Origin of the sequence: Streptomyces sp. NPDC058683 (assembly GCF_042716195.1) — a bacterium.
In the GTDB taxonomy this organism is placed as follows: Bacteria; Actinomycetota; Actinomycetes; order Streptomycetales; family Streptomycetaceae; genus Streptomyces.
The window spans coordinates 45,413-62,278 of the sequence record NZ_JBHXSK010000054.1; the positions used below are offsets into that span (position 1 = coordinate 45,413).

The 16,866-nt window shown below is 70.5% G+C and carries 21 protein-coding genes and 1 pseudogene; 18 read left to right on the plus strand and 4 right to left on the minus strand.

Annotated features, from left to right (window positions below):
- Positions 1–26 precede the first annotated feature (26 nt).
- The gene (locus ACFWXC_RS42185; RefSeq protein WP_384487628.1) at positions 27–830 is read right to left on the minus strand and encodes an aminoglycoside N(3)-acetyltransferase; all 804 of its coding nucleotides are present in this window, start codon (positions 828–830) and stop codon (positions 27–29) included.
- 172 nt (positions 831–1,002) lie between these two features.
- Between ACFWXC_RS42185 and ACFWXC_RS42190 the strand changes: the two genes are divergently transcribed.
- The 8 genes from ACFWXC_RS42190 to ACFWXC_RS42225 are packed head-to-tail and all read left to right on the plus strand — an operon-like array spanning position 1,003 to position 7,555.
- A complete protein-coding gene (locus tag ACFWXC_RS42190; protein ID WP_384487630.1) occupies positions 1,003–1,737 on the plus strand; it encodes a helix-turn-helix transcriptional regulator in 735 nt (244 codons plus the stop codon).
- The gene (gene sufB / locus ACFWXC_RS42195) at positions 1,734–3,155 is read left to right on the plus strand and encodes a Fe-S cluster assembly protein SufB (protein ID WP_384487632.1); all 1,422 of its coding nucleotides are present in this window, start codon (positions 1,734–1,736) and stop codon (positions 3,153–3,155) included. Before ACFWXC_RS42190 ends, sufB begins: the two co-directional genes overlap by 4 nt.
- A gap of 58 nt (positions 3,156–3,213) precedes the next feature.
- The gene (gene sufD, locus ACFWXC_RS42200; protein WP_384487634.1) at positions 3,214–4,398 is read left to right on the plus strand and encodes a Fe-S cluster assembly protein SufD; all 1,185 of its coding nucleotides are present in this window, start codon (positions 3,214–3,216) and stop codon (positions 4,396–4,398) included.
- Positions 4,395–4,715 (plus strand): non-heme iron oxygenase ferredoxin subunit, encoded by a 321-nt coding sequence (locus ACFWXC_RS42205; protein ID WP_360481787.1) that lies wholly within the window; start codon positions 4,395–4,397, stop codon positions 4,713–4,715. Before sufD ends, ACFWXC_RS42205 begins: the two co-directional genes overlap by 4 nt.
- Before the next feature lie 7 nt (positions 4,716–4,722).
- Positions 4,723–5,487, plus strand: a complete 765-nt coding sequence (sufC, locus tag ACFWXC_RS42210; protein ID WP_384487636.1) for a Fe-S cluster assembly ATPase SufC — start codon at positions 4,723–4,725, stop codon at positions 5,485–5,487.
- Positions 5,484–6,740 (plus strand): cysteine desulfurase, encoded by a 1,257-nt coding sequence (locus ACFWXC_RS42215; RefSeq protein WP_384487638.1) that lies wholly within the window; start codon positions 5,484–5,486, stop codon positions 6,738–6,740. The genes sufC and ACFWXC_RS42215 overlap by 4 nt, the downstream gene beginning before the upstream one ends.
- Before the next feature lie 18 nt (positions 6,741–6,758).
- Positions 6,759–7,226 (plus strand): Fe-S cluster assembly sulfur transfer protein SufU, encoded by a 468-nt coding sequence (gene sufU, locus ACFWXC_RS42220; RefSeq protein ID WP_384487639.1) that lies wholly within the window; start codon positions 6,759–6,761, stop codon positions 7,224–7,226.
- Positions 7,223–7,555, plus strand: coding sequence for a metal-sulfur cluster assembly factor (locus ACFWXC_RS42225; protein WP_037743875.1), 333 nt, complete (start codon positions 7,223–7,225; stop codon positions 7,553–7,555). Before sufU ends, ACFWXC_RS42225 begins: the two co-directional genes overlap by 4 nt.
- Positions 7,556–7,611: 56 nt before the next feature.
- On the opposite strand, the gene ACFWXC_RS42230 is transcribed toward ACFWXC_RS42225, so the two are convergent.
- The gene (locus tag ACFWXC_RS42230) at positions 7,612–8,496 is read right to left on the minus strand and encodes an AbfB domain-containing protein (protein ID WP_384487641.1); all 885 of its coding nucleotides are present in this window, start codon (positions 8,494–8,496) and stop codon (positions 7,612–7,614) included.
- A 272-nt stretch (positions 8,497–8,768) separates the two neighbouring features.
- Between ACFWXC_RS42230 and ACFWXC_RS42235 the strand changes: the two genes are divergently transcribed.
- The 5 genes and pseudogenes from ACFWXC_RS42235 (at position 8,769) to ACFWXC_RS42255 (ending at position 11,772) form a co-directional block, all read left to right on the plus strand.
- Positions 8,769–9,089: a DMT family transporter gene (locus ACFWXC_RS42235; protein ID WP_384487643.1), complete on the plus strand. Its 321-nt coding sequence runs from the start codon at positions 8,769–8,771 to the stop codon at positions 9,087–9,089.
- On the plus strand, positions 9,089–9,625 hold the full coding sequence (locus ACFWXC_RS42240; RefSeq protein WP_384487645.1) for a TetR/AcrR family transcriptional regulator: 537 nt from the start codon (positions 9,089–9,091) through the stop codon (positions 9,623–9,625). Before ACFWXC_RS42235 ends, ACFWXC_RS42240 begins: the two co-directional genes overlap by 1 nt.
- A 118-nt stretch (positions 9,626–9,743) precedes the next feature.
- Positions 9,744–10,045 (plus strand): annotated as a pseudogene (locus ACFWXC_RS42245) (RNA polymerase sigma factor); the annotation flags it as partial.
- Between the two features lie 335 nt (positions 10,046–10,380).
- Entirely contained in the window at positions 10,381–11,370 is a 990-nt protein-coding gene (gene dapD / locus ACFWXC_RS42250) for a 2,3,4,5-tetrahydropyridine-2,6-dicarboxylate N-succinyltransferase (RefSeq protein WP_384487647.1), read from the plus strand.
- 126 nt (positions 11,371–11,496) lie between these two features.
- Positions 11,497–11,772 (plus strand): hypothetical protein, encoded by a 276-nt coding sequence (locus ACFWXC_RS42255; protein WP_384487649.1) that lies wholly within the window; start codon positions 11,497–11,499, stop codon positions 11,770–11,772.
- A gap of 112 nt (positions 11,773–11,884) precedes the next feature.
- On the opposite strand, the gene ACFWXC_RS42260 is transcribed toward ACFWXC_RS42255, so the two are convergent.
- Entirely contained in the window at positions 11,885–12,394 is a 510-nt protein-coding gene (locus tag ACFWXC_RS42260; RefSeq protein WP_384487651.1) for a hypothetical protein, read from the minus strand.
- Between the two features lie 140 nt (positions 12,395–12,534).
- Between ACFWXC_RS42260 and ACFWXC_RS42265 the strand changes: the two genes are divergently transcribed.
- Together ACFWXC_RS42265 and ACFWXC_RS42270 are read left to right on the plus strand one after the other, a co-directional pair.
- Positions 12,535–13,095, plus strand: coding sequence for a SigE family RNA polymerase sigma factor (locus ACFWXC_RS42265; protein ID WP_384487699.1), 561 nt, complete (start codon positions 12,535–12,537; stop codon positions 13,093–13,095).
- Positions 13,092–14,309, plus strand: coding sequence for a WD40 repeat domain-containing protein (locus ACFWXC_RS42270; RefSeq protein WP_384487653.1), 1,218 nt, complete (start codon positions 13,092–13,094; stop codon positions 14,307–14,309). The genes ACFWXC_RS42265 and ACFWXC_RS42270 overlap by 4 nt, the downstream gene beginning before the upstream one ends.
- Here ACFWXC_RS42270 and dapA read toward each other — a convergent pair whose 3' ends face one another.
- Positions 14,310–15,230, minus strand: a complete 921-nt coding sequence (dapA, locus tag ACFWXC_RS42275; protein WP_384487655.1) for a 4-hydroxy-tetrahydrodipicolinate synthase — start codon at positions 15,228–15,230, stop codon at positions 14,310–14,312.
- A 173-nt stretch (positions 15,231–15,403) separates the two neighbouring features.
- Here dapA and ACFWXC_RS42280 point away from each other — a divergent pair, with 173 nt between their 5' ends.
- The 3 genes from ACFWXC_RS42280 (at position 15,404) to ACFWXC_RS42290 (ending at position 16,824) form a co-directional block, all read left to right on the plus strand.
- Positions 15,404–15,541 carry a hypothetical protein gene (locus ACFWXC_RS42280; protein ID WP_384487657.1) on the plus strand — a complete coding sequence of 46 codons (138 nt, stop codon included), beginning with the start codon at positions 15,404–15,406 and terminating at the stop codon, positions 15,539–15,541.
- Positions 15,538–16,221: a hypothetical protein gene (locus ACFWXC_RS42285; protein ID WP_384487659.1), complete on the plus strand. Its 684-nt coding sequence runs from the start codon at positions 15,538–15,540 to the stop codon at positions 16,219–16,221. The genes ACFWXC_RS42280 and ACFWXC_RS42285 overlap by 4 nt, the downstream gene beginning before the upstream one ends.
- A 93-nt stretch (positions 16,222–16,314) precedes the next feature.
- Positions 16,315–16,824 (plus strand): hypothetical protein, encoded by a 510-nt coding sequence (locus ACFWXC_RS42290; protein ID WP_384487661.1) that lies wholly within the window; start codon positions 16,315–16,317, stop codon positions 16,822–16,824.
- Positions 16,825–16,866 lie beyond the last annotated feature (42 nt).

The following is a 16,866-nucleotide window of genomic DNA, read 5'->3' on the forward strand; positions in this document are numbered from 1 at the left end:
GCTGCCGTCACCCGGACGGCCGGGTGCTAGATCTCCTCCTCACGGGGTCGATGTACGGCCAGCCATCGCTCGGCGTAGGCCACCGCCTCACGCACGGGGAAGAGCCGCGCCTCGGCCGCGCCGACCGTCCCGCGGACGACGACGGGCCGGTCGCGTTCGAAGTCGTAGCCCAGTTCGTCGAAGCGGTCGGAGGTGATCGACACCTCGGTCACCACCTCCCAGCCGCCGCCCGGGGCGGGCCGGCCGACCGGGACCCGGGGCGACGGTATGCGGTATTCGGCGAGGTGGAAGCCGGTGCAGGTGGCATAGCCGGTGCCGAGCATGAGCACGCGCGCGTCCAGCTTCTCCAGGCGGGCCAGGGGGCTGCGCTCGCCGAGCCGGCAGTCGGGGGCGTGGCCGTCGACGATCTCGGCGGCGCGGGGACCGACGGCCGCGAAGGAGGTCTGCGGGTGGGCGCTGCGCAGCGCCCCCGGCCAGGTCCGCACGGTCTCCGGGATCACGCCGACCCCGCGCGCAGGGGTGATCCGGGGGTCGTACGACGGCATGGTCGCCCGGATGTCCGCCCACCACTCCTCCGGTACCGGCGGGTCGCGCCACACCGAGGGGTCCGAGAGGTCGCCGGTCTGGGTGGGGACCACCAGGGTGCCGTCCGGGCCGAGCGCGTCGAGAAGACTTTCTACGACCGCCACGGCTCCGCCGTTGACCCAGCCGAGGGAACTGAGCGAGGTGTGTGCGAGGAGGGTTTCGCCGGTCTTGACACCGAGCATCCGAAGCTGCTTCGCGAGGGTGTCCCGGGTGACAAGAGGGCCGGTCGGAGGGGGTGTGGGCATGGTTGGGGAGTGTTCCGGACGGGGCCGCCGACCGCCAGCGGATTGCGTGCGGGATGATCGATCAAAGATCGTTTGCGCAGGTCAGATTAGGTATGCCTAAGTGACGCAGGGCACCGTCCGGCGGTCCGGCCGCCGCTTGCCTGGTTCTGAGGAATTACGCAACAATGGCGTTGTGAAAAACGTCGGCGAGGCTCGGGAGACCCCCACGGGAACCCCGCAGGAGGAACTCGCGACCGGTGAGCGTTCGACGCGCAACCGGGTCGCGCGGTCGATCCTGGACCACGGCCCGTCGACCGTCACCGAGCTGGCCGGACGCCTGGGCCTGACCCCGGCGGCCGTACGCCGGCACCTGGACGCCCTGGTCGCCGACGACGTCGTGGAGGCGCGCGAGCAGCGGGTGTACGGCGCGCGGACCCGCGGCCGGCCCGCCAAGGTCTTCGCCCTCACCGACTGCGGGCGAGACGCCTTCGACCAGTCGTACGACAGCCTCGCCGCCGACGCGCTGCGCTGGATCGCCGAGCAGGGGGGCGGTCAGGAGGCGGTCGCCGCCTTCGCGCGGGCCCGGATCGCCGCCCAGGCGGGCGCCTACCGCAAGGCGATCGAGGCCGTGAGCCCCGACGACCGCACGGAAGCGCTGGCCAAGGCCCTGAGCAGGGACGGGTACGCTGCAACGGCGCGCAGCGCACCGGTCGGCGAACAGCTGTGCCAGCACCACTGCCCGGTCGCCCACGTCGCGGAGCAGTTCCCGCAGCTGTGCGAGGCGGAGACGGAGATCTTCGCCGAGCTGCTCGGAACGCACGTCCAGCGGCTGGCGACCATCGCGCACGGCGACGGCGTCTGCACGACGTACATCCCCAAGATTTCCACTGACGCATCTGCTAGCACGGCCGGGAGGAACCCCGCATGACGCTCCCCACGGAGACTGCCCACCCCGAACTCGAGGGTCTGGGCAAGTACGAATACGGCTGGGCCGACTCCGACACGGCCGGCGCCTCTGCCAAGCGCGGCATCAACGAGGACGTCGTCCGCGACATCTCCGAGAAGAAGTCCGAGCCCGAGTGGATGACCAAGCTCCGACTCAAGGGCCTGCGCCTCTTCGAGAAGAAGCCGATGCCGAACTGGGGTTCCGACCTGTCGGGGATCGACTTCGACAACATCAAGTACTTCGTGCGCTCCACGGAGAAGCAGGCGGAGTCCTGGGAGGACCTGCCCGAGGACATCAAGAACACCTACGACAAGCTGGGCATCCCGGAGGCGGAGAAGCAGCGCCTGGTCGCCGGTGTCGCCGCCCAGTACGAGTCGGAGGTCGTCTACCACCAGATCCGCGAGGACCTGGAGGAGCAGGGCGTCATCTTCCTGGACACCGACACCGCGCTGAAGGAGCACCCGGAGCTCTTCAAGGAGTACTTCGGCACCGTCATCCCGGTCGGCGACAACAAGTTCGCGTCGCTGAACAGCGCGGTGTGGTCGGGCGGCTCGTTCATCTACGTGCCCAAGGGCGTGCAGGTGGAGATCCCGCTCCAGGCCTACTTCCGTATCAACACGGAGAACATGGGCCAGTTCGAGCGGACCCTGATCATCGTCGACGAGGGCGCGTACGTGCACTACGTCGAGGGTTGTACGGCCCCGATCTACAAGTCGGACTCGCTGCACAGCGCCGTGGTCGAGATCATCGTCAAGAAGAACGCCCGCTGCCGTTACACGACCATCCAGAACTGGTCGAACAACGTCTACAACCTGGTCACCAAGCGCGCCGTCGCCTACGAGGGCGCGACCATGGAGTGGATCGACGGCAACATCGGCTCCAAGGTGACGATGAAGTACCCGGCCGTCTACCTGATGGGCGAGCACGCCAAGGGCGAGACCCTCTCCATCGCCTTCGCGGGCGAGGGCCAGCACCAGGACGCCGGCTCCAAGATGGTCCACATGGCGCCGAACACGTCTTCCAACATCGTGTCCAAGTCCGTGGCGCGCGGCGGCGGCCGTACGTCCTACCGCGGCCTGGTCGAGATCGGTGAAGGCGCCCACGGCTCCAAGTCGAACGTGCTGTGCGACGCGCTGCTCGTCGACACGATCTCCCGTTCCGACACGTACCCGTACGTCGACGTCCGCGAGGACGACGTGTCCATGGGCCACGAGGCGACCGTCTCCAAGGTCTCCGAGGACCAGCTCTTCTACCTGATGAGCCGCGGTCTGACCGAGTTCGAGGCGATGGCGATGATCGTGCGCGGCTTCGTCGAGCCGATCGCCAAGGAACTGCCGATGGAGTACGCGCTGGAGCTCAACCGGCTGATCGAGCTGCAGATGGAAGGCGCGGTCGGCTAACCCCACCGCCTCTCCCAGCAAGCCACTTACGGAACGGAAAGCGAGCACTACGACAGCCATGGCTGAGGCTCAGAACACACCGGTGGGCTCCACCACCGCCGGCTCGATCGCGGTCGCCGCCGAGTCGACCGTCGCCACGCGCATGAGCGCGCCCCCGTCCTTCGACGTCGCGGACTTCCCGGTCCCGCACGGCCGCGAGGAGGAGTGGCGGTTCACCCCGCTGGAGCGCCTGCGCGGGCTGCACGACGGCACGGCGGTCGCCACCGGCGACGGCCTGAAGGTCGCGGTGGAGGCCCCCGAGGGCGTCACCGTCGAGCTGGTCGGCCGCGACGACCCCCGGCTCGGCCGGGCCGGCACCCCGGTGGACCGGGTCGCCGCCCAGGCGTACTCCGCCTTCGAGCAGGCCGGCGTGGTCACCGTCCCCAAGGACACGGTGCTCACCGAGCCGATCCGGATCACCGTGCACGGCCAGGGCGGGGTCTCCTACGGCCACCAGGTCATCGAGCTGGGCGCCTTCGCCGAGGCCGTCGTCGTCATCGACCACACCGGCGACGTGGTCACCGCCGCCAACGTCGAGTACGTCCTGGGCGACGGCGCCAAGCTCACCGTCGTCTCCGTCCAGGACTGGGACGACAAGGCCGTGCACGTCGCCCAGCACAACGCCCTGATCGGCCGCGACGCCTCCTTCAAGTCGGTCGTCGTCACCTTCGGCGGCGACGTCGTCCGGCTGCACCCGCGGGTCTCCTACGCCGGCACCGGCGGCGAGGCCGAGCTGTTCGGCCTGTACTTCACGGACGCCGGGCAGCACCAGGAGCACCGTCTGCTCGTGGACCACAACACCCCGCACTGCAAGTCGAACGTGGCCTACAAGGGCGCGCTCCAGGGCGAGCAGGCCCACGCGGTCTGGATCGGCGACGTCCTCATCGAGGCCAAGGCCGAGGGCACCGACACCTACGAGATGAACCGCAACCTGGTCCTCACGGACGGCGCGCGGGTCGACTCGGTGCCGAACCTGGAGATCGAGACCGGCGAGATCGTCGGCGCCGGCCACGCCTCCGCCACCGGCCGCTTCGACGACGAGCAGCTCTTCTACCTGATGGCCCGCGGCATCCCGCAGCACGAGGCCCGCCGACTGGTGGTCCGCGGCTTCTTCGCCGAGCTGGTCCAGCAGATCGGCGTCGCCGACATCGAGGAGCGGCTGCTCGCCAAGATCGAGGAGGAGCTGGAGGCCGCGGTCGCATGACCACCTTCGTACGCGCTTGCGGCCTGAGCGAGCTGGAGGACGACACCCCGAAACGGGTGGAGCTCGACGGCACGCCGGTATCGGTCGTCCGCACCGAGGGAGAGGTGTTCGCGATCTACGACATCTGCTCCCACGCCAACGTCTCGCTCTCCGAGGGCGAGGTGGAGGACTGCCAGATCGAGTGCTGGCTGCACGGCTCCAGCTTCGACCTGCGCACCGGCAAGCCGTCCGGCCTCCCGGCCACCCGCCCCGTCCCCGTTTACCCCGTAAAGATCGAAGGGGACGACGTGCTCGTCTCCCTCACCCAGGAGTCCTGAGGAACCCATGGCAACGCTTGAAATCCACGACCTGCACGTCACCGTCGAGGCCGACAACGCCACGAAGGAGATCCTCAAGGGCGTCGACCTCACCGTGAAGCAGGGCGAGACGCACGCCATCATGGGCCCCAACGGCTCCGGCAAGTCGACCCTCGCCTACTCGCTCGCGGGTCACCCGAAGTACACGATCACCGGCGGCACCGTCACCCTCGACGGCGAGGACGTCCTGGAGATGTCCGTCGACGAGCGCGCCCGCGCCGGCCTGTTCCTCGCGATGCAGTACCCGGTCGAGGTCCCCGGCGTCTCGGTCTCCAACTTCCTGCGCACCTCCGCCACCGCCGTCCGCGGCGAGGCCCCCAAGCTGCGTACCTGGGTGAAGGAGGTCAAGGAGACCATGGAGCGCCTCGCCATGGACCCCTCCTTCGCCGAGCGCAACGTCAACGAGGGCTTCTCCGGCGGTGAGAAGAAGCGCCACGAGATCCTCCAGCTGGAACTGCTCAAGCCGAAGATCGCGATCCTCGACGAGACCGACTCCGGCCTGGACGTCGACGCCCTGCGCGTCGTCTCCGAGGGCGTCAACCGCGTCCGCGAGACCGGCGAGGTGGGCACCCTGCTCATCACGCACTACACGCGCATTCTGCGCTACATCAAGCCCGACTTCGTCCACGTCTTCTCCGCCGGACGCATCGTCGAGTCCGGCGGTGCCGAGCTCGCCGACAAGCTGGAGAACGAGGGCTACGAGGCTTACACGAAGGGTGGCGTATCCGCGTGACGCAGCTGCCGGGCCTCCTCGACACCGAGGCGATCCGCAAGGACTTCCCCATCCTGGACCGGCTGGTCCACGACGACCGGAAGCTCGTGTACCTGGACAACGCGGCGACCTCGCAGAAGCCGCGCCAGGTGCTGGACGCACTCAGTGAGTACTACGAGCGCTACAACGCCAACGTCCACCGCGGTGTGCATGTGCTCGCCGAGGAGGCCACGGCGCTGTACGAGGGCGCGCGCGACAAGGTCGCCGAGTTCATCAACGCGCCCAGCCGCGACGAGGTGATCTTCACCAAGAACGCCTCCGAGTCGCTGAACCTCGTGGCGAACATGCTCGGCTGGGCCGACGAGCCCTACCGGGTGGACCACGAGACCGAGATCGTCATCACGGAGATGGAGCACCACTCCAACATCGTGCCGTGGCAGCTGCTGGCGCAGCGCACGGGCGCGAAGCTGAAGTGGTTCGGCCTCACCGACGACGGCCGCCTCGACCTGTCCAACATCAACGAGATCATCACCGAGAAGACGAAGATCGTCTCCTTCGTGCTGGTGTCGAACATCCTGGGCACGGTCAACCCGGTCGAGGCGATAGTCCGCCGCGCCCAGGAGGTCGGCGCGCTGGTCTGCATCGACGCCTCCCAGGCGGCTCCCCACATGCCGCTGGACGTCCAGGCACTCCAGGCCGACTTCGTCGCCTTCACCGGCCACAAGATGTGCGGCCCGACGGGCATCGGCGTCCTCTGGGGCCGCCAGGAGCTCCTTGAGGACCTGCCCCCCTTCCTGGGCGGCGGCGAGATGATCGAGACCGTGTCGATGCACTCCTCGACCTACGCCCCGGCGCCCCACAAGTTCGAGGCGGGCACCCCCCCGATCGCCCAGGCGGTCGGTCTCGGCGCGGCGATCGACTACCTCAACTCGATCGGCATGGACAAGATCCTCGCCCATGAGCACGCGCTGACCGAGTACGCGGTACGGCGGCTCGCCGAGGTCCCCGATCTGAAGATCATCGGCCCCACCACGGCCGAGGACCGGGGCGCCGCGATCTCCTTCACCCTCGGGGACATCCACCCGCACGACGTGGGCCAGGTCCTCGACGAGCAGGGCATCGCGGTCCGGGTCGGCCACCACTGCGCCCGTCCGGTCTGCCTGCGGTACGGAATTCCTGCGACCACGCGAGCGTCGTTCTATCTGTACTCCACGCCGGCCGAGATCGACGCACTGGTCGAGGGCCTGGAGCACGTACGGAACTTCTTCGGCTGAAGGGCGTGAGCTGAAACCGTGAAGCTGGACTCGATGTACCAGGAAGTCATCCTGGACCACTACAAGCACCCGCACGGGCGTGGTCTCAGGGATGGCGATGCCGAGGTACACCATGTGAACCCGACGTGCGGCGACGAGATCACCCTCCGAGTGAAGTACGACGGCACGACGATCGAGGACGTCTCGTACGAGGGCCAGGGCTGCTCGATCAGCCAGGCGAGCGCCTCCGTACTGAATGACCTCCTGGTCGGCAAGGAGCTGGCCGACGCGCAGCAGATCCAGGAGACCTTCCTGGAGCTGATGCAGTCCAAGGGCAGGCTCGAACCCGACGACGCGATGGAGGAGGTGCTGGAGGACGCGGTCGCGTTCGCCGGTGTCTCCAAGTACCCGGCCCGGGTCAAGTGCGCCCTCCTGAGCTGGATGGCGTGGAAGGACGCGACGGCCCAGGCGCTGGGTGGCGCCGACGCCGAAAGGAAGACGGCATGAGCGAGACCGTTGAGATGAAGCCGGCCTCGGAGGAAGAACTCCGTGAGGCGCTGTACGACGTCGTCGACCCCGAGCTGGGCATCGACGTCGTCAACCTCGGCCTGATCTATGGCATCCACATCGACGACGCGAACATCGCGACGATCGACATGACCCTGACCTCGGCGGCCTGCCCGCTGACCGACGTCATCGAGGACCAGGCCAAGTCCGCCACGGACGGTCTCGTCAACGAACTGCGCATCAACTGGGTCTGGATGCCCCCGTGGGGCCCCGACAAGATCACCGACGACGGTCGTGAGCAGCTGCGGGCGCTCGGGTTCAACGTCTGACACCCGCGTAGCGAAAAAGCGGCGGCACCGGGCAGGTGCCGCCGCTTTTCGTGTGCTCAGGCCAGGGGATCAACCAGGCGGAACGCCGAGTCCGCGCGGTAGAGGTCGCTGCTCTGGTAGGAGACCAGTTTCAGCTGGAAGCTCTGGTGGCGCAGGAAGCGGCCGGGGTAGTTCACCGACTCCAGCATGACCGCGCCGGAGTAGGCCGAGGTCCGGGCGCAGAAGGTGGCGTCCTGGTGGAAGAGGGACGAGCCGTCGCTGCGGTCGGCGCGCAGCACGAAGTTGCGGTGGCGCAGGTACTTCCCGTCGGACGTCCTGAACGAGTAACAGGAGCTGTTCGCAAGGCCCTTGACGACGGTGAACGTGGAGTCCTCGCGGGACTCCGAGCCGCGGACCGGGTCGAGCTTCACGTAGCCGTCGCTCACATGCCAGTAGCGGTCCGGGTAGTTGACCGAGCGGACCGATTTGTGGGTGGGGGACTGCTGCGGGGAGTCGCCCGAGCCGCCCGAACCACCTGAGCCGCCCGAACTTCCCTTGGACGGCGAGGACTTGGTGGGCTTCGCGCTGGACGGCGAGGACTTCGGGGTGGTGCCCGGTGCCGCGGCCGACGCCGTGGCGGAGGAGGACGAGGCCGGCGAAGTCGTCAGCATGCCCGACTTGTCCTTCGCGGGGGTGGCCGGTCCCGTCGGCGTCGGTGAGGCGAAGGAGAGCAGGCCGGGGCCGTGGTCGAGGGTCGCGTCGGTCGGCGGGGGAGGCGTCGCCGACGCCTGGTCAGGGGTGGTGCGGCTGACGGCTATCGCGGTGATGCAGGCGACGACCGTGGCGATCGCCAGCGTGCCGGCCAGCCAGAGTCTTCGGGTTCCGGGAGGCCGGGAGGTGTCGGGGACCCAGCCGTTCTCCCACGAGGGGTGCGGCGGAGGTTGGGGGGTGTTTTCTGGCATGCGCTTTTCCTCCAGCGGCGCCAAGGCAGCGGCAGCCGGGGGTGTGAGGGAGAGGTGGGTGAAGTGTGAAGCGGTGATGGATCACAGAGGTGCACACACTAGTGGAGTGGCGTGGCCGCGGGGAGCCGTTTCAGCTAGCGGTTTCTATGAGAATTGAACATCTTCCTGTGGGCGCAGGGGAGTTCACGCGTGGCTCTCGGCACCCTCCCGCGGGTGCGCTGTGCCACGGCTGTTGTGTACGGTCGTACACAACGTTGCGTACACTCGTACACATGGGATACCTGACGCTCGCCGGCGCCATAGCCGCCGAGGTCGCCGCGACGACGGCGATGAAGTACAGCGAGGGCTTCAGCAGACTCTGGCCCTCGCTGGTGACGGCACTGGGATATGTGGTGTCGTTCCTGCTCCTGGCCGCGACGCTGAAGACCGTGTCGATCGGCACGGCGTACGCGATCTGGTCCGGAGCCGGCACCGCGGCCATCGCCGTACTCGGCCTGCTGCTGTTCGGGGAGGGGCTGAGCCTGGTCAAGGTCGCCGGGATCGTGCTCATCATCGGCGGAGTGGTGGTCCTGAACCTGGGAGGCGCGCACTGATGCCACGCCGTTACGACCCTGAACGCCGGCAGCGGATCATCGAGGCGGCGATCCGCGTGGTGGGGGAGAAGGGGCTCGCCGGGCTCTCCCACCGCTCCGTCGCCGCCGCGGCGGACGTACCGCTCGGCTCGACGACGTACCACTTCACGACCCTCGACGAGCTGATGGTCGCCGCGCTGCGGCAGGCCAACGAGGGCTTCGCCAAGGTGATCGCCTCGCGCGGCGGACTGGACGACTCCTCGGCGGACCTCGCCACCGCCCTCGCCCGGATTCTCGGCGACTGGCTGAACGGGGACCCGACCGCCGTGGAGCTGGAGTACGAGCTCTACCTCGCCGCCCTGCGCCGCCCGGCCCTGCGCCCCGTCGCCGCCGAGTGGGCCGACGACCTCGCCGAACGGCTGGCACGGCGCACCGACCCGGTCACGGCGCGGGCACTGGTCGCGCTGATGGACGGGATCTGCCTCCAGGTGCTGCTGACGGGGACGCCGTACGACGAGCGGTACGCGCGGGAGATGCTGGGGCGCGTGATTCCCTGAGCGGAACGCGTCTGCCGCTCCCCTTCCCGCCGAGCCGGCCGGGGCACCGTGAACCCTCCGGCGGCCATCGGGGAACAGGGGGCGACACGCACGCACCGACGAACCAGGGGGAGCCCTCGTGAGCGGACCGCCGCCGGCCACGGCACAGGCGGGGGACGACGCGGAGACCGTCGCCCAGTCACTGGAACAACCGGAGCTCTTCGCCCGGCTCTACGATCGCTACGCGCCCGACATCCACCGGTACGCGGCGCGCAGGCTCGGCGACACCGCCGCCGCCGACTCCCCCACGCTCGAATGCGCTCGCGCGGGGGGACCCCCATCGCGGACACCTTCCCCGTCGCCTTCCGGCTCCGCTCCCGCTACGACCTCGCGCGCCCCAACGCGCGCCCGTGGCTGTACGGCATCGCGGGCAACCTGATCGACACGCCCACCGGCCGCAATTCCGTCGCCCTGAACTACGACCTGGACGGCAACAGCAAGGTCAGGAGGGCCGACCAGTTTCTGATCGACCCGCGGACCTACCACCTCATGGGCTCGCGCGTGATCGTGAACGGCAAGGTCGTCACCGTCGGCGAGCGGCTCACGACGGCGGTGGTGGACAAGGCCGGCAAGCGCCCCTGACACCACCCCCCGATCCCGGGCGGCCCGGACCACGGGGGAGTGCGGGCCGCCCGGGCGCGTCTTCGCGGCCCGCCCTCCGAGACGCCCCGCACGCTGGTTCGCCTCCCTGGCCCCCGGCCGGTTAGGTTGCCCTCATGACCGACACGACTGCTTTTCGTCCCACCGGCGCCGTGGCCGCCGGGCTCGCCACCATCGCCGCCGACGGCACCGTTCTCGACACCTGGTTCCCCGCCCCCGCGCTGGTCGCCGAGCCCGGCCCGGCCGGTACCGAGACGCTCTCCGCCGAGCAGGCCGTGGAACTCCTCGGCGAGGGTGCGGCCAAGGCGATCGGCCCGGACCCCCGCCGCAACGTCGAGGTCGTCGCGGTCCGCACGGTCATCGCCTCGATCGACGAGAAGCCGATCGACGCGCACGACGTCTACCTGCGTCTGCACCTGCTCTCGTACCGCCTGGTCAAGCCGCACGGCCTGAGCCTGGACGGCCAGTTCGGCTTCCTCGCCAACGTCGCCTGGACCTCCCTCGGCCCGGTCGCCGTCGACGAGATCGAGCAGGTCCGCCTGAACGCCCGCGCCGAGGGCCTGCACCTCCAGGTGACCTCCATCGACAAGTTCCCGCGGATGACGGACTACGTCGTCCCGAAGGGCGTGCGCATCGCCGACGCCGACCGGGTCCGCCTCGGCGCGCACCTCTCCGAGGGCACGACCGTCATGCACGAGGGCTTCGTCAACTTCAACGCCGGCACGCTCGGCACGTCGATGGTCGAGGGCCGTATCTCGGCCGGTGTGGTCGTCGGCAACGGCTCGGACATCGGCGGCGGTGCCTCCACCATGGGCACTCTCTCCGGCGGCGGCAACGTGATCATCGCCATCGGTGAGCGCTGCCTGGTCGGGGCCGAGGCGGGCGTCGGCATCGCGCTCGGCGACGAGTGCGTGGTCGAGGCCGGCCTGTACGTCACCGCGGGCACCCGGGTCACCATGCCCGACGGCCAGATCGTCAAGGCCCGCGACCTGAGCGGCGCCTCCAACATCCTCTTCCGCCGCAACTCGGTCACCGGCGCCGTCGAGGCCCGCCCGAACAACGCGGTCTGGGGCGGCCTGAACGAGATCCTGCACAGCCACAACTGACGGGGACGCCGCCCGGTTGACGTTCACCGGAAAGATGGCCGCGAAGTACGGTTTCACCAAGGTGACCATCGAGGAGACCGTCGGCTCGCCCGGCGAGTACACGGCGGCGAAGGTGGTGTTCAGGAAGTGACCGACCGAACGGCGATCGTGGCCGGCCTGCGCGGGCTCGGCGAGGAGGGCCGGCCGGCCTCCGAGGCCGCGCGCTCGGTGATGCGGGAGATGGGGGACGACTTCAAGGTCTTCCAGCTCATGGTCCACTTCTTCAGCGCCTACCACGTCCCGGTGGAACGCCTCCGGGAAATGGAACGCTGGGAGGGCCTGGGCACCGGCGGCCCCCTCACGGACGCCGAGCTGGACGCGATCATCGGCCCGCTCATGGTCCGGGAAGCACCGCCGTCCTGACGGGACGGCGGTGGTACGGAGTCTCGGTGCGGGGCGGTCACCGGAGGGTGGCCGCCCGTTCCGTTTCCGATCGGGAAGAGCGCCCTCCTGCCCCCATGCGGCGGGAGGGCGTTCAGCTGTCCTGTGGCAGGGATCCCCGGAACTCCGCCAGCGCGGCGAAGTCGCCCTCCCGCAGCCCGATCCGGGGATCGACGTGGTGCAGCAGGGCCGGGCCGGGATGGTGGGCGCGGACGTACAGCGTGTCCGCCGGGCTCTGTTCGTCGTCCACCCAGGCGAACGGCCGCCCCTCGGCGTACGCCACGATCGCCTCCGTCTTCCAGTGCACGCCGTCCGGCCGCTCCGCCAGCAGGCCCTTGCCGAAGTCGACGTAGGGCAGCGCGGGCAGGCCCACGACCGGGGCGATCCAGTGGTTCGCCTCGGCCATCCAGGTGGTCGCCCAGCACAGCTCGTAGCCGAGGGCGAGCAGCGCGGGGCCGTGGGACGGGTTCAGCCACACCCGCAGGGGGCGCCCGGGGCGGACGGTCGCACGGATCGTCGTATAGCCCTCGGGGCGCCGCTCGGGCTGCGCCGCGTACGGGTTGAGGGGGCCGTCGACGTCCAGGAACAGCAGGGGGCGGCTCACGGGGCCAACGTACGGCAGCGTGCGCACGGAGTGCGGGTGAATATATTCGCGCCGGACAGGCATAGTGATGCCACTCCGCACGCGTCACCACGGGTACAGGGCCCGGACACGAGGTGGGCCCGGGGGAAGAGAAGGTGACGATGGATGCGGAACTGGACGAGAGCTTCCGGGAGTTCGTGGACAGCCGGTCCTCGGCGCTGCTGAGGACCGCCGTGCTGCTCGCCGGCGGCGACCGGCACGCGGCCGAGGACCTGCTGCAGAACGCCCTGATCAAGGCGGCGGGCCGCTGGCACCGCATCGACGAACCCGAGGCCTATGTACGGCAGGTCCTCTACCGGCAGCAGATCGGCCGCTGGCGTCTGAAGTGGCGCCGGCGCGAACTCAGCGTCGCCGAACCCCCGGAGAGCCCACCGGCTCCCGACACCGCGTCCGCCGCCGAACTGCGCCTCGTCCTGCGCACGGCGCTGTCCCGGCTCACCGCCCGCCAGCGCACCGTGCTGGTCCTGCGCTACTTCGAGGACCTCCCGGAGGCCGACGTGGCGCGGCTGCTCGGCTGCTCCGTCGGCACCGTACGGTCCACCACCCACCGCTCCCTGGCCCGGCTGCGCACCCTCGCCCCCGAACTGGCCGCCCTCGACCCGGACCACGGCCGCGCACAGCCGCCGTCCCGTGACTACTCGCCCGTGGAGGTGCGGCCGTGAACGTCGAGGAACTCGTCCGGGACACCCTGCGCGAACAGGCCGCCGAACAGTCGCCGGCGGGACCGGGCTTCGCCGACCGGGTGCTGGCCGTCCGCCGGCGCCGCCGTACCCGCAGGCTCGCCTTCGTGGCCGCCGCGACGGCCGCCGTGGTCGCGGTCGCGGTGGCGGTGCCGCTGCTGGACTCCGGGAAGCGCGATGTGCGTCCGTCCGGGGTCGTGCAGCGGGACGGGATCACCGGGCACCCGGACCAGTCACCGCCGCGCGACCTGATCGCGGCCGGGCAGGCGGCGCTCGCCGCGTACTACACCTGGCGGACCGTGCCGCAGACGGACGACCGGGGCATCGGCGTACGCACGTACCGGCTGCTCGACCCGGGGACCGGCAGGTATGTGAAGGACTCCCGGTGGTCCTTCGTCGCCGTCGCGCCGGGCCTGCGGACGGCCGCCGTGCTGGAGCAGACCCTGCCCGTCCGCCGGATCGGCCTGCTCGACCTCGCGACGAGGAAGGTCGAGCGGTGGATCCCGGTCGAACACGGGGTCGGCGCGCTCGCGTTCTCGTACGACGGGACCCGGCTCCTGGCGACGACCTACGACGAGAACCCCGATCGGCGGGCCAAGGTCCAGAACGCCAAGGGCGGTTGGGACTGGGGACCCACGTTCGCCGCGTCGAGCCGGACCGGCTTCTACGACTTCGACCTGGCTTCCGGCAAGGGCACCTGGACCGGGGTCGCATCCGACCGCAACGACCTCTCGCGCGGGGACTTCTCCTACAGCCGTACCGGCGACCAGGTGTACGCGCAGGTCATCGGCGAGCGGGACGGGATGCAGCAGTACTACGGCCTCGACGGCACCAGGATCGCCGCCCCGGCGGACGAGAAGTATCTGCGGGCGGACGTCGCCGCACGGCTGTCCCCGAACGGCCGGCTCGCCGCGCTCGGTCTGACGAAGGAGGTCGCCCCCGGCAAGTCGTACTCCTCGATCCGCGATCCCCGTACCGGCAAGGAGATCACCAAGGTCCGCGGCGGCCAGCTGCTCGCCTGGGCCGACGACAGGCGGCTCATCGCCTGGGAGCGGGTGACCGGGCTGGACGAGCCGTACCGGGGGCGGCTCGTGCTGGTGACGATCGGCAGCGACAAGATCGTGCCGCTGAGCGGTGTCGAGAAGGAGCTGTACGACGAGCTGAAGGCATGGCAGCCCGTCTTCGCCCGCCGCTGATCAGCCGGCCGCGAGCTCCCCGTACACCGCCCGCAGTCCGTCGGCCGCCTCCCGGCCGGCGGGCCGCAGCGGTGCCCGTACCGGTCCCGCCGGCAGGCCCAGCGTGGTGAGCAGCGCCTTCGACGTGACCGTGCCCGGCAGGCCCGCGGCCGTCATCGCCTCGATCAACGGCGTGGCCCGCAGCTGCAGTTCGGCGGCGCGAGCGGTGTCCCCGGCGTCGAACGCGTCCAGGATCGCCGTGATGTGGGACGGGACGACATTGGCCACCGTGCTCACACAGCCCGCCGCGCCCACCGCGTACAGGGCGAGGATGTGCTCGTCGCAGCCTGTGTAGTAGGCCAGTTCCGTGCGCGCCAGCACCTTCTGGGTGCCGAGGAAGTCGTACGAGCAGTCCTTGACCGCCACGATCCGGGGGTGCGCGGCGAGCCGGATCAGTGTCTCCGGTTCGATGCGGGTGCCGGTGCGGCCCGGGATGTCGTACAGCATCACCGGCAGCCCGCTCGCCTCCGCCACTTCCAGGAAGTGCGCCTCCAGCGCGTCCTGCGGCGGCCTGCTGTAGTACGGCGACACCACCAGGACGCCGTCCGCGCCCGCCTTCTCGGCCGCGAGCGTGAGTTCGACGGTGTGCAGGGTGTCCGCGGTGCCCACGCCCGCCACGATGGGCACGCGCTCGCCCACCGCCTCCCGGACGGCCGTGATCAGCTCCGCCTTCTCCGCGTCCGTGGTGGTCGGCGACTCGCCGGTGGTGCCGTTCAGCACCAGACCGTCACAGCCCTCCGCCACCAGCCACGCGGCCAGCCGCCGGGCGCCGTCGAGGTCGAGCGTCCCCGCCCCGGTGAACGGCGTGACCATCGCGCAGAGGGTGCGGCCGAAGGGGTGGGGTGAGCGGGGCGAGCGGGCGGTGTCGCGTGGGTTCGTCATGGGGGTAGTCTCGGCAGCGTGACAGCTTAGCTCCACTTAATTTTTGTACGAGGTACGTCTTAGAAACGCTAAGTTATCGCTCTCTCGGGCATGCCGAGGCCCTATGTCCAACTCGGCCCCTCATGGGCCACTATGGGCCGGACGGTCACCGACGGCAGGTCATGGGAGGCGTCATGAAGCTCGGCAGGGCACTGGCCACCGGGGTCGCTCAGGAGCGGCCGCCCGTCCACGACGAAGAACCCGAAATCCCCGAAGAGAGTCACGAGCCCCAGACCGTGTCGGTGCCCGAAGAGGCCCCGGCCGCCCGGTGAGGCTGCGGCTCCCGGCGGAACGCCCGACGGAGCCGCCGACCGGCTACAAGATCGCCCACCCGGTGCTGTCCCAGGACGGCGCCCGGGCCGGGTTCACCGGCGTGTCGCTGGGCGGCGCGCTGCCGTACGGAGTGCTGGACGACGCGTCCTGTGTCTACGGCCTGCGGCACCGCCCGCCCGCGCGGCTGTGCGACTGCGGCTTCCACTGCGTGCACGAACGCGAGGCCGCCGAGGCCCTGTTGTGCACCGCCGAGCACCGGGCTGCCGTGCTGCTGGAGGTCTCCGTGCTCGGCGCCTACATCCGCTTCGAACGCGGCTTCCGCTACGCCCGGCAGCGGGTCCGCACGGCCACCGTCGGCCCGTGCGCCTGCGGTGGGCCGGCCGTGGCGCTCGCCGACGCGGGCTGGGGCAGGCCTGGTTGGCGGGGTCTGGCGGCCGCCTGCGGAGGCTGTGCGCGTGCGCGTACGTCCGTCTCGCTCGCCGGGTTCGCCCGGCTGGCCGGAGCGGGGCTGCGGGTGGCCGCCGGGGCTGCGGGTGCGGTCGCCGCCGAGCCGGTGCCGGTGCCCGGCGAGGGCTTCGGGGTGCCCGAACTGGTCGCGGAGGCAGCCCTGTTGCAGGCCCGCCTCGACTGGTTCCAGAGTCAGCTCGCCCGGCTCGGTGAGCGGGGGGAGCCGGGCTGACGGACGGGCGGCCCCGTCTGACCGTCGGCGACCTGGGTACTCGGAAGGTCCGCGGCAGAAGCGGACGCCGACGAGACCAGGAGGGCAGCACCGATGACGAAGAGGACCGCACACGGAACGGGGGCCCGCATTACCGACACCGCGGGCGCCTTGGCGGCGAAGGCCGACCTCAAGGGGCGTACCCAGGCCCGCGCCGCCGATCTCAAGGACAAGGCGGGCGCCCTGACCGTCCAGCTGCGCCAGACTGCCACCCGGGCCGGCCATCAGGCCCAGGGCCGGGCGGCGGAGGGCGGCCACACGACCCAGGAGCACATGGCGAAGGCGCGGCACATGCTTCAGGAGCGGGCGCTCAGGACCGGACACGCGGTCCAGGAGCAGGCGCTCAGGGCCGGGCACGCCGTCCAGGAGCGGGCGGGTCGGGCGGGTCGGCTGACGTCCGGCAAGGCGGTCGGGGCGGGACACGCCGCCGAGGGGCGCATCCCGCAGTCCGCGCGCACGGCCGTCCGGGGCGCCCTGCGGCGCACGCGCCCGGTGCTGATCGCGGGCGCCGCCCTCGCCGGTGCCGTCGCCGTGGGTGCCCTGCGCCGGGGCCGGCGCCACTGAATCCGCTCGGGTGTCCTCCTCTCCACCGTCCCACCGAAAACT

Bases quoted from the DNA above. Each gene is read 5' to 3' on its own strand.
- ACFWXC_RS42185 (WP_384487628.1), bottom strand. From the start codon at position 830: ATGCCCACACCCCCTCCGACCGGCCCTCTTGTCACCCGGGACACCCTC.
- sufB (WP_384487632.1), top strand. From the start codon at position 1,734: ATGACGCTCCCCACGGAGACTGCCCACCCCGAACTCGAGGGTCTGGGC.
- sufD (WP_384487634.1), top strand. From the start codon at position 3,214: ATGGCTGAGGCTCAGAACACACCGGTGGGCTCCACCACCGCCGGCTCG.
- ACFWXC_RS42205 (WP_360481787.1), top strand. From the start codon at position 4,395: ATGACCACCTTCGTACGCGCTTGCGGCCTGAGCGAGCTGGAGGACGAC.
- sufC (WP_384487636.1), top strand. From the start codon at position 4,723: ATGGCAACGCTTGAAATCCACGACCTGCACGTCACCGTCGAGGCCGAC.
- ACFWXC_RS42225 (WP_037743875.1), top strand. From the start codon at position 7,223: ATGAGCGAGACCGTTGAGATGAAGCCGGCCTCGGAGGAAGAACTCCGT.
- ACFWXC_RS42230 (WP_384487641.1), bottom strand. From the start codon at position 8,496: ATGCCAGAAAACACCCCCCAACCTCCGCCGCACCCCTCGTGGGAGAAC.
- ACFWXC_RS42235 (WP_384487643.1), top strand. From the start codon at position 8,769: ATGGGATACCTGACGCTCGCCGGCGCCATAGCCGCCGAGGTCGCCGCG.
- ACFWXC_RS42240 (WP_384487645.1), top strand. From the start codon at position 9,089: ATGCCACGCCGTTACGACCCTGAACGCCGGCAGCGGATCATCGAGGCG.
- dapD (WP_384487647.1), top strand. From the start codon at position 10,381: ATGACCGACACGACTGCTTTTCGTCCCACCGGCGCCGTGGCCGCCGGG.
- ACFWXC_RS42265 (WP_384487699.1), top strand. From the start codon at position 12,535: ATGGATGCGGAACTGGACGAGAGCTTCCGGGAGTTCGTGGACAGCCGG.
- dapA (WP_384487655.1), bottom strand. From the start codon at position 15,230: ATGACGAACCCACGCGACACCGCCCGCTCGCCCCGCTCACCCCACCCC.
- ACFWXC_RS42280 (WP_384487657.1), top strand. From the start codon at position 15,404: ATGAAGCTCGGCAGGGCACTGGCCACCGGGGTCGCTCAGGAGCGGCCG.
- ACFWXC_RS42290 (WP_384487661.1), top strand. From the start codon at position 16,315: ATGACGAAGAGGACCGCACACGGAACGGGGGCCCGCATTACCGACACC.